11 protein-coding genes and 1 pseudogene are annotated in these 11,369 nt (G+C 28.6%); 9 read left to right on the top strand and 3 right to left on the bottom strand.

From position 1 onward, the window contains the following. Positions 1 to 331 precede the first annotated feature (331 nt). From pyrB to pyrE, 4 genes are read left to right on the top strand one after another with little or no spacing between them, the layout of a single operon-like run. Positions 332 to 1,291: an aspartate carbamoyltransferase gene (gene pyrB, locus Q5F54_RS06040; RefSeq protein WP_277231276.1), complete on the top strand. Its 960-nt coding sequence runs from the start codon at positions 332 to 334 to the stop codon at positions 1,289 to 1,291. A gap of 44 nt (positions 1,292 to 1,335) precedes the next feature. Continuing rightward, complete coding sequence (locus Q5F54_RS06035) at positions 1,336 to 2,028, top strand: dihydroorotate dehydrogenase electron transfer subunit (protein ID WP_302334102.1); 693 nt, start codon at positions 1,336 to 1,338, stop codon at positions 2,026 to 2,028. Beyond that, the gene (locus Q5F54_RS06030; RefSeq protein ID WP_281537298.1) at positions 2,021 to 2,923 is read left to right on the top strand and encodes a dihydroorotate dehydrogenase; all 903 of its coding nucleotides are present in this window, start codon (positions 2,021 to 2,023) and stop codon (positions 2,921 to 2,923) included. Before Q5F54_RS06035 ends, Q5F54_RS06030 begins: the two co-directional genes overlap by 8 nt. Before the next feature lie 40 nt (positions 2,924 to 2,963). Then, positions 2,964 to 3,548, top strand: coding sequence for an orotate phosphoribosyltransferase (gene pyrE / locus Q5F54_RS06025; RefSeq protein ID WP_071121540.1), 585 nt, complete (start codon positions 2,964 to 2,966; stop codon positions 3,546 to 3,548). Positions 3,549 to 3,648: 100 nt separating this feature from the next. On the opposite strand, the gene Q5F54_RS06020 is transcribed toward pyrE, so the two are convergent. Further along, positions 3,649 to 4,542 (bottom strand): LysR family transcriptional regulator, encoded by an 894-nt coding sequence (locus Q5F54_RS06020; protein WP_071121539.1) that lies wholly within the window; start codon positions 4,540 to 4,542, stop codon positions 3,649 to 3,651. A 213-nt stretch (positions 4,543 to 4,755) separates the two neighbouring features. Here Q5F54_RS06020 and Q5F54_RS06015 point away from each other — a divergent pair, with 213 nt between their 5' ends. Next, the gene (locus Q5F54_RS06015; RefSeq protein WP_281538951.1) at positions 4,756 to 5,781 is read left to right on the top strand and encodes a YeiH family protein; all 1,026 of its coding nucleotides are present in this window, start codon (positions 4,756 to 4,758) and stop codon (positions 5,779 to 5,781) included. Between the two features lie 74 nt (positions 5,782 to 5,855). On the opposite strand, the pseudogene Q5F54_RS06010 reads toward Q5F54_RS06015, so the two are convergent. Both Q5F54_RS06010 and Q5F54_RS06005 read right to left on the bottom strand, forming a co-directional pair. Next, positions 5,856 to 6,495 (bottom strand): annotated as a pseudogene (locus Q5F54_RS06010) (deoxynucleoside kinase). Beyond that, entirely contained in the window at positions 6,483 to 7,151 is a 669-nt protein-coding gene (locus tag Q5F54_RS06005; RefSeq protein WP_071121536.1) for a deoxynucleoside kinase, read from the bottom strand. Before Q5F54_RS06005 ends, Q5F54_RS06010 begins: the two are co-directional and overlap by 13 nt. A 178-nt stretch (positions 7,152 to 7,329) precedes the next feature. On the opposite strand from Q5F54_RS06005, the gene Q5F54_RS06000 reads away from it, so the two are divergent. The 4 genes from Q5F54_RS06000 to groL form a co-directional block, all read left to right on the top strand. After that, a complete protein-coding gene (locus Q5F54_RS06000; protein ID WP_071121535.1) occupies positions 7,330 to 8,205 on the top strand; it encodes a DNA-3-methyladenine glycosylase in 876 nt (291 codons plus the stop codon). Between the two features lie 16 nt (positions 8,206 to 8,221). Further along, positions 8,222 to 9,715, top strand: a complete 1,494-nt coding sequence (cls, locus tag Q5F54_RS05995) for a cardiolipin synthase (RefSeq protein ID WP_281538952.1) — start codon at positions 8,222 to 8,224, stop codon at positions 9,713 to 9,715. Between the two features lie 137 nt (positions 9,716 to 9,852). Next, the gene (gene groES / locus Q5F54_RS05990; RefSeq protein WP_071121533.1) at positions 9,853 to 10,137 is read left to right on the top strand and encodes a co-chaperone GroES; all 285 of its coding nucleotides are present in this window, start codon (positions 9,853 to 9,855) and stop codon (positions 10,135 to 10,137) included. Positions 10,138 to 10,156: 19 nt separating this feature from the next. Next, a partial coding sequence (gene groL / locus Q5F54_RS05985; RefSeq protein ID WP_302334101.1) for a chaperonin GroEL occupies positions 10,157 to 11,369 on the top strand: 1,213 nt, incomplete at its 3' end.

Here is an 11,369-nt window from a genome sequence, read left to right as displayed (position 1 = left end):
CATAAAGAGTATTGACAAAAATAAAAGAGCGTAGACTTTGTCTACGCTCTGAGCCACCTATTTTTATAGGTGGCTTTTTTATATAACAATGAGAGATTATATATATTTATAAAGTGTTAATATATAAATATTAATAGAAATAATTTAATAATATGATTATAGAAATATTTATCTAAAATACTAATATAGAGAGATATTTTATTGGAATGAATTGGAATTAAATATATTGACTTTATAAAAAAAAGGTGTTAAGCTACTATCAGAATATAAAATTACATTAAAAAAAAACTTTTAAATTTAGTCCAGAGAGGCTAAAAAAGGAGGATATAATATGTTATTAAAAGGAAGAAATTTAGTCAAGTCAGAAGACTTTTCTGTTGAAGAAATAGATCAAATATTATCACTATCTCAAAATATAATTGAGAACCCATCAAAATATTCTCGTGTGTGTGAAGGTAAATTATTGGCTACATTATTTTATGAGCCATCAACAAGAACAAGATTAAGCTTTGAATCAGCAATGTGCAGATTAGGTGGAAGCGTAGTAGGTTTTTCAGAACCTAATTCATCATCTGTGTCAAAAGGAGAATCATTAGGAGATACTATAAGAACAGTATCATGCTATGCAGATGCAATAGTAATGAGACATCCAGTAGCAGGTTCAGCTGAAGAAGCGACAAAATATACAGAAGTACCTTTTATAAATGCAGGAGATGGAGGAAATCAACATCCAACACAAACACTTACAGATCTACTTACTATAAAATCACTAAAAGGAAGTTTAGAAAATCATACAATCGGATTATGTGGAGACTTAAAAAATGGAAGAACAGTACACTCTTTAGTAAAGTCTATGTCTAGATATAAAGGAATTAAGTTTATATTTATATCTCCAGATGAATTAAAGATGCCAAAGTATATAAAAGATGCTATACAAGAGCAAGGACACGCTTATTATGAAACAGATAACTTAGATGAAGTTATAGGTAGTTTAGATATTTTATATATGACAAGAGTACAAAGAGAAAGATTTGAAAATCAAGAGCAATATGAGAAATTAAAAAATTACTATATACTAAATAAATCGAAAATGCAAAATGCTAGAGAAGATATGCTTGTTATGCATCCATTACCAAGAGTAAATGAAATAGATGTAGATGTAGATGATGATAAAAGAGCAGTATATTTTAAGCAAGCTAAATATGGAATGTTTGTAAGAATGGCATTGATAATGAAGCTTTTAGGAATTAAAGAAGTTCAAAATGATTTAGAAGAAGTAGCAATAGATTAAATATAAATTTAGACAAAACGTATGATGACAAGGGGAGAATGAATATGTATAAAGTGATTGAAAATAGATACATAGGAGAAGATATGTATCTTATGAGGGTTGAAGGTAAGTTTGAAGGAAAAATGGGGCAATTTTATATGTTAAGAGCATGGGATAAGTTTCCACTTCTTTCAAGACCAATAAGTATACATGATATAGATGAGAATAGTATAAGTTTTTTATATAAAGTTGTAGGAGAAGGTACTCAAATACTAAGCAAAGTAAAAGTAAATGAAACTATAAAATTAGAAGGTCCATACGGAAATGGATACGAAAAGGTTGAAGGTAAGGTTGCTTTAGTAGGTGGAGGAATCGGAGTGGCGCCACTTTACTTAGTTGCTAAAAATATAGAAAATTGTGATGCATATTTAGGATTTAGAAAAGAAGCGATATTAGAAGAAGAATATAAAGAAGTTTGTAAAGAAGTTCATATAGCTACGGGGGATAAGTTTGTAACGGATATTCTAGATATTGAAAAATATGATTATATATTAACTTGTGGTCCGACGCCTATGATGGAAAAGTTAGTTAAGATGACAGAAGGTACTAATACGAAGATAATGGTATCTTTAGAAAATCATATGGCATGTGGAGTTGGGGCATGTTTAGTATGTACTTGTAAGACACAATTTGCAAATAAGAAAACATGTAAAGATGGACCTGTATTCTGGGGAGAGGACGTGATATTTAATGGCTAATTTAGGTGTAAAATTCGGGAACATCGATTTTAAAAATCCAGTTGTTATGGCTTCGGGAACTTTTGGATTCGGCAAAGAGTATAATGAAATTTATGATATACAAAAATTAGGTGGAGTAAGTAGTAAAGGTCTTACTTTAGAAAAAAGAGATGGAAATAAAGGAATGAGAGTATGGGAGACTCCATCTGGAATGATGAACAGCGTAGGGCTTGAAAACCCAGGTGTTCAAGGGTTCATAGACAATGAACTACAATTTTTCAAAGATTTAGATTTAGTAAGAATAGCTAATTTAGGTGGATCAACATTAGATGATTATGTAAAAGGGGCAGAACTTTTAAATAATCAACCTATAGATATGATAGAGTTAAACATATCGTGTCCAAATGTAAAAGCTGGTGGAATGGCATTTGGTATAAAAAATGAAGTTGCAAGAGAAGTTGTAAGGGCAGTTAGAAAAGTTACAGATTTACCTCTTATAGTTAAATTATCACCTAATGCTGAAGATATAGTTGGTATGGCTAAAGTTTGTGAAGAAGAAGGTGCAGATGGTATATCTTTAGTAAATACATTTAAAGCAATGGCTATAGATATACATAAGAGAAAACCAGTATTTGAAAATATATATGCAGGTTTATCAGGTCCTGCAATAAAGCCAATAGCTCTTAGAATGGTTCATGAGGTATGTAAAAATGTAAGTATACCAGTTATGGGAATGGGAGGAATAACGACAGCTCAAGATGCTATAGAGTTTATAATGGCTGGGGCAACGTGTATTCAAGTTGGAACTGCCAACTTCATGAATCCTAAAATAGGTCTTGAAATAATAGAAGGGATAGAAGAATTCATGAAAAAAGAAGGAATAAAAAGTTTAGACGAAATTAGAGGTATATTATAATAATTAAAATAAACATATGAAAATTTTGGAGGACGTAAATATGAGTAAAGTAGATGTAGTAGAAATATTAAAGAAAAGTGATGCATTATTAGAAGGACACTTCTTGCTATCTTCAGGAAAGCATAGTAATAGATACGTTCAATGTGCAAAAGTATTAAGATTTCCTCAATATGCAGAGCAAGTATTAAGTACGGTAGTTGAGCAAATAAAAGATTTAGATATAGATTTAGTAGTAGGACCTGCAATGGGTGGAGTTATAGTTTCTTATGAATTAGGAAGACAATTAAACAAGGAGACTGTATTCACTGAAAGAAAAGATGGAGTAATGGAACTTAGAAGAGGATTTGAAGTTAAGCCAGGAGCTAAAATAATAATAGCTGAAGATGTTGTTACTACTGGAAAATCAACAATAGAAACTAAAGAAGCTTTAGAAAAATTAGGTGGAGAAGTTATAGGGGTAGCTTGCATAGCAAATAGAACTTCTAAAGATATAGGTATGCCTATATATAGTGCAATAAAGTTAGATATACAAGTTCATGATGCTGATGAGTGTCCTTTATGTAAAGAAGGAAATATAGAGTTAGTTAAACCTGGTAGTAGGGAGTTTAAAGAGCTAGGAATGTAATTAAATACAAAATGATAAAAGGACTTAGCAATTGCTAAGTCCTTATTTTTATTAAATAATATGGTTAAATTATTAAAATATATCTATACAATTAATAAATTTACTTAGTAATGGTTAATAAATAGTTTTTAAATTCTTGTAAAAATATTTCAGTAGCTTTTGTAACATTTATATTTTTAGGTAAAATGTAAGAGAAATTACGATTATAAGATTTGTCCAATTCTATAGTAATTAACTCTTTATTTTTAGCTGCAGGAGCAGCTACAAAATTAGATATTAAAGTTATACCAAGACCATTTCTAACAGCCTCTTTAACAGCATAATTGCTGCCTAAAATCATTAAATTTTTTGGAAGTATTTTATTTGAGTTTAAAAATAGATTTAAGTATTCTCTAGTTCCAGAACCTTCTTCACGAGCTACCCAATTTTGATTTTGTAACAAATTAAAGGTAAATTTGTTATTAATCCAGTGAGGGTCATAAGGAACTGCTAAAACCATTTTATCTTCTGATAGATATTCTTGATTCAAATTGGGGTAAGAGGATACACCTTCTATGAATCCGATGTCTAAAGTTAAATCTTTTAAATTCTCAGCAATTAAAGTCGTATTCTCAATAAGTAGATCAACTTCTATATCTGGGTATTTCTTACGAAAAATAGTCAGAAATCCAGGAAGAATATACTCTCCAATAGTTAAGCTAGCACCAACCTTTATAATACCTTTAATAGAATCTGAAATATCTCGAACTTCCATATATGTAGTATCTAAGATATGTAGAATTTCTTTTGCTCTGTTATAAAGTTTATAGCCATTTTCAGTTATAACAATTGATTTATGTTTTATAGATCTATTAATCAAAGTAACACCATAGTAACTTTCTAAATTTTTTATATGTGTACTGACACTGGGCTGAGATAAATTTAAATATTCACCAGCCTTTGTAAAGTTTTTATGCTCTACTACAGCAACAAAAGTTTTTAACTCTTCAAACAATATAATACCTCCCAAACTTGATTTAATGATTATATCTATATTATACATATAATCATTAAAAATATTAATAATTATCATATATTTTATCTATTTTACTTATAATAAGTAAACTTATATAATAATATGTGCTTAGTTTTAGAATTTATATTTATTTGATAATAATATGGAATGAATACAAACACAAATAACATTTTAAGAGGTGAGTCATAATTTATGAGGAAAAACAATAAAATATTAAATGAAACAAAAGATATATTACCAGGACTTATAGTATCTATATCAATATCTTTAATTAGTATGGGATTATCAAAGTTTGCTCCGAGTTTAGGTGCAGGAACTATAGCAATATTTTTAGGTATGTTAGCAGGAAACTTATTCCTAGGACAAAAAGTGTTCCAAAAAGGATATAAATTTTCTGAAACTAACCTATTATCATACTCAATAGTATTGCTTGGAGGAACTTTAAGTGTAACAAAATTAATGGAATTAGGATTTAACGGAATATTTTTCGTTATTATACAAATGACAATTACAATAGTTGGAGCGATGTATATAGGTAAAAAGTTAGGCTTTAGTCAGAACTTTAGAATGCTTATGGCAAGTGGAAATGCAGTATGTGGTTCATCTGCAATAGCTGCAACAGCTCCAGTTATAGATGCAAGCGATGAGGATAAAGGAATAGCTATTACAGTAGTAAATATAACAGGGATATTTTTAATGTTTTTACTTCCGGTTTTATCTAGATATTTATATAACCATGAAGCTGTAAGAACATCAGCTATGATAGGTGGAACACTTCAATCAGTAGGACAAGTTGTTGCTAGTGGAGAGATGGTTAATGAGCATGTTAAGGAATTAGCTACGATATTCAAAATTGTAAGAGTTATATTATTAGTTGGAGTAATATTTGTTCTTGGCCATATAAAACAAAAAACTAACCATGAAATAGTAGAAGAAGAAATATCAGATGTTAAAAAAGGTAAAATAAAAATACCATGGTATGTTATAGGGTTCTTTATAACATGTGCATTATTTACTTTAAATATAATATCACCAGAAGTATCATACTTATTTAAGGCTATAAGTAATAAACTAGAAATAATAGCATTAGCTGCAATAGGCCTTAGAGTTAATTTAAGAGAATTAATAAAACAAGGTAAATCAGTATCATTATATGCTTTATTTGTAGGTTCATTACAAGTAGTTACTGCTATAGCATTAATATCTATATTCTTATAATAATTAAAAATAATGCAATAAAAAGTATTTATTAAAACTATATGTATAAAAAGAAATACTAGGAATGTATATATTTACATTCCTAGTATTTCTTTTATTTTTTCACATAACATATCCAAATGCTCTGGATTATTTATTAAATCAACTTCATTTATGTTAACATATAAAACTGGTGACTGGTCATATTCAGAAATCCATTTTTCATATCTATTATGAAGATTTTCCCAGTATTCTATATCAACTGTTTTCTCTAAGATTTATTCTATGGATTATAGAATCTAAAGATCCATCAAGATATATCATTAAGTCAGGTCTTCTTAAATAAGGAACCATATCATTAAATAAATCTCTATAAGTTATATAATCCCTTTTAGTCATTTTTTCATTATCATATAAATTTCTAGCGAATATTTCTACATCTTCATATATACTTCTATCTTGTATGTTGTTTAATCCGTTACTATCTATTTCTTTTTGTTGCTTAAATCTTTGAGCTAAGAAGTATAGTTGTAGATGGAAGCCCCATTTTTCTTGATCCTTATAAAAGTCTTCTAAATATGGGTTACCATCAACTTTTTCATAATGTGCCTCAAACCCAAGTCTTTCTGCAACTAATTTAGTTAAAGTTGATTTACCAGCACCAACATTACCAGCTACTGTTATGAATAAATCTCTATTTAAAGGCTTATTGCATTGATTTACTAATTTGAACATGTCGTCTTTCCTCCTAAAGTTGAAATTGCTTCCTCTACTTTATCTATGATAAATTTTCTATCTTCTTCTTTATTTAAGAAGTCTAAATTTGAATTATCAATTTCTATTATTATAGGTTCTTTACCCATAAAATTGTGTTTTATAGATAATGGGTTGAAATAATATTTATATTCCGTGCGTAATCCATCAATATAGTTTCTATCCATTTGTCTTTCAAAGCTTCTATCTCTCATTGCTATTCTTTTCATCAGAACATCTGTATTAGAATTTAAATATATTATAATATCTGGTTGAGGTAAGTCATTAACAAATATGTTGTATACCTGTTTATATCTATGGAATTGCATCTTATCAAGTGTTATACCTGCAAATATAAGGTTTTTTATTATATGATAATCACTTACAACTCCTTTAGATTTACTTAACACATTTTTTTCAGTATCTTCTAATTGTTTAAATCTATTAAATAGAAAAAATGCTTCTGTTTGCAAAGCATATTCTTTAATATCTGTATAAAATTTTGATAAAAAAGGATTTTCTTCGACTATTTCTCTTAAAAGAGTATAGCCAAAATGCTGGTTAAGTATATTAGCTAATGTAGTTTTTCCTACACCGATAGGACCTTCAACAGCTATAAATATACCTCTGTTATTCATATAAAATCACCCTCTAAAAATAATGTCTTATGTATTTTAGCAGAAAAGAAATTAAAATACTACTCTAGACTTTTTATTTTGCAGCATAATTTAAATTAATTCATTTAATTTATGAAAAATATGGGTAAATTAAAGATATAATAAATTTATAATAATTTACATTGAGGAGTATCAATTTATGAAGGTTTATGAACAAGATAATACAGTTATATTAGAAGATATAAAAGATTTTAATCCAAAGCACATATTTGAATGTGGTCAGTGTTTTAGATGGATTAAAGAAGATGATGAATCATATACAGGTGTAGCAAAAGGAAGAGTTATAAATGTTTCAAAACAAGGAGATAAAGTTTTTTTAAAAAATACTAATTTAGATGATTTTAATAATATTTGGTTTGAATACTTTGATTTAGGAACAGACTATGGAAAGATAAAAGATATATTAAGAAATATGGATGAACATTTAGAGAAAGCGACAGAATTTGGCGAGGGTATAAGAATTCTTAAACAAGATGGATGGGAAATGCTTATATCGTTCATAATATCATCAAACAATAGAATACCGATGATACAAAAAGCCATAAATAATTTATCTAGAGAATTTGGGACATATATTGGTGAATATAATGGAAAAGAATATTATGCTTTTCCAACTCCAGAACAATTAAGTAAGGCTAGCCAGGAACAAATAAGGGCATGCCAAACAGGATTTAGAGATAAATATATAAAGAGTACAACAGACAGTGTTATTCTAAACAATAAAAATATATCTGAATATACTAAGTTAAATACAGAAGAGTGCCTAAAGGAATTATTAAAATTTAATGGAGTTGGTCCTAAAGTAGGGGATTGTATAGCACTATTTGGAATGCAAAAGTATGATACTTTCCCTGTAGACGTATGGGTTAAAAGAGTTATGCAAGAATTCTATGTAGAAGAGGACCTAAGTTTACCTAAAATAAGAGCATATGCTATAGATAAATTTAAAGAATTATCTGGATTTGCACAACAGTACTTATTCTATTATGCAAGGGAGCTTGGTATAGGAAGATAATAAAAGGAGAATTTTTATGAGTGTTGGAGGTGTTTTGTTTTTAAGCTATTTAATTATATCTTATATCGCTGGTGCACTAATATCTATGACTATAATACTTGAAAATAGGGACCCTGCTAAAACTATGACTTGGCTATTAATATTTATATTATTGCCAGGCATAGGAATTGTGATATATGCCATATTTGGTAGAAATATAAGAAAAATAAAGATGCTTAGAACTCAAAAACTAGCAACAGATATAAAGGATAAAAATTTATTTGAGAACTTAGAGGAAATAGAAGAATTAGTAACATTAGAACAAAAATCTATAAGGAATAATATAATACTTAGCGATGTAGATGAGGAAGATTCTGCTAAGAAAAGAGTTATAAGTTTGTTATTAAATACAGGGGTATTTCCATTTACAACTAATAATAATATAGAAGTTTATACTGATGGAAATCAAAAATTTGAAAGACTTCTTAAAGATATAGAAAATGCTAAAGAATATATACACTTAGAATATTTTATAATAAAAGAAAGTGAAATAGGAACAAAGATAAAAAATGCATTGATTAAAAAAGCAAAACAAGGCGTAAAGGTGAGAATTTTATATGATGATGTAGGATGCTGGAGATTTTGGTTTCATAGGAATTTCTTTAATGAAATGAGAAAGCATAATATACAAATTGAACCATTTATACCAAATAAATTTCCTATACTAGGAGGAAAGTTAAACTATAGAAATCATAGAAAGATAGTAGTAATAGATGGTTATATAGGATATACAGGTGGCATAAATATAGGTGATGAGTATTTAGGAATGAATAAAAAGTTTGGTTATTGGAGAGATACTCATATAAGAGTAGAAGGTACTTCAGTATACATGCTTCAAATGATTTTCTTAACAGATTGGTATTATACAACAAAAGAGATTCTCTTAACTAAAAGATTTTTCCCTAAAATAGGTCACTGCGGAAATAGTATGGTTCAAGTTGTAGCAAGTGGACCAGACAGTGATTGGGAGGCGATACATTATGCTTATTTTTCAGCTATATGTCAGGCTAAAAAAAGCATATATATAGAAACACCATATTTTATACCAGATGAAAGTTTATTAAAAGCTTTAAATAGTGCAGCTTTAAGTGGAGTAGATGTTAGAATTATATTCCCTAAAATAGCTGATCATAAAATTGTAAATACAGCATCTTATTCGTATTTTAGTGATATATTAAAATCTGGAGGTAAGGTTTATTTATACACGAAAGGATTTATACACTCTAAAGTTATAATTATAGATGATAAAATAACTTCAACTGGATCAGCTAATATGGATTTAAGAAGTTTTATGTTAAATTTTGAAATAAATGCATTTATATATGATAAAGAAGTAATAGATATTATGACTAAGGATTTTTTAGAAGATATGAAAAATAGTGAAGAGTTAAAATTAGAAGAGTTTAACAATAGAAGTATGATTAAAAAAGTTAAAGAATCAATAGCTAGGTTATTTTCACCTATATTATAAAAAAGTTATAAAAACTATTGAAAATTGGATATAATTAATATACTATAATAATTGTTAGCACTCTTAACTGGAGAGTGATAAAAAATATTATAGTATATTTTTATTTTTACATATAAATATTTACTAGGAGGTAAAATATGAAAATAAGACCATTAGCTGATAGAGTAGTTATAAAAAAATTAGAGGCTGAAGAAAAGACTGCAAGTGGTATAGTTTTACCAGGAACAGCTAAAGAACAACCACAAATGGCTGAAGTTATAGAAGTTGGACCAGGTGGTATAGTGGACGGAAAAGAAATAACAATGGAGTTAAAAGTAGGAGATAAAGTTATATTCCAAAAGTATGCAGGTACTGAGGTTAAGATAGAAGGAAATGAATATACAATATTAAGACAAAGCGATATATTAGCTGTTGTTGAATAATTTAAGGGAGGGGTTAATCATGGCTAAAGAAATAAAATTTGCGCAAGATACTAGAAAAGCATTAGAAACAGGTGTAAATAAATTAGCAGATACAGTAAAAGTTACTTTAGGACCAAAAGGAAGAAATGTTATATTAGATAAAAAATTTGGAGCACCTCTTATAACTAATGATGGTGTAACAATAGCTAAAGAAATAGAGTTAGAAGATAGATTTGAAAATATGGGAGCTCAATTAGTTAAGGAAGTTGCTACTAAAACTAATGATGTAGCTGGTGATGGTACTACAACTGCTACAGTTTTAGCTCAAGCTATAATAAGAGAAGGGCTAAAAAATGTAACAGCAGGAGCTAACCCAGTTTTAATAAGAAAAGGTATACAAAAAGCGGTTGAAGTTGCAGTAGAAGAATTAAAATCTCAATCTAGAACTATAGAAACTAAGGAATCTATATCTCAAGTTGCTTCTATATCTGCAGGAGATGAAGAAGTAGGAAAATTAATAGCAGAAGCTATGGAGATAGTAGGAAAAGACGGTGTAATAACTGTTGAAGAATCTAAGACTATGAATACTGAATTAGATGCTGTTGAAGGTATGCAATTTGATAGAGGATTTATTTCAGCATACATGGTTACAGATGTAGATAAAATGGAAGCAGTATTAAATGATCCATATATATTAATAACAGATAGAAAAATATCTAACATACAAGATATATTACCTATACTTGAGCAAATAGTTCAACAAGGTAAAAAATTATTAATAATAGCTGAGGATGTAGATGGAGAAGCATTATCTACATTAGTAGTTAATAAATTAAGAGGAACATTTGAAGTTGTTGCAGTTAAAGCTCCAGGATTTGGTGATAGAAGAAAAGCAATGCTTGAAGATATAGCAACACTTACTGGAGGAGTTGTAATATCTGAGGAATTAGGATATGACTTAAAAGAAGCAGATGTAACTATGTTAGGTAGAGCAGGTTCTATAAAAGTAACTAAAGAAGCTACTACAATAGTAGATGGATTTGGAGATAAAGTTGCTATAGAAAATAGAGTTAATCAAATAAAACATCAAGTAGAAGAGACTACTTCAGAATTTGATAAAGAAAAATTAATGGAGAGATTAGCTAAACTTGCTGGTGGGGTAGCTGTTATAAAAGTAGGAGCTGCTACAGAAGTTGAAATGAAAGAAAGAAAATTAAGAATAGAAGATGCACTTAATGCTACAAGAGCAGCTG

Source organism: uncultured Romboutsia sp. (genome assembly GCF_958366745.1).
GTDB lineage: Bacteria > Bacillota > Clostridia > Peptostreptococcales > Peptostreptococcaceae > Romboutsia > Romboutsia timonensis.
Note: the sequence above shows the minus strand (reverse complement) of the source record. Positions and strands in the feature narration are given on the sequence as shown.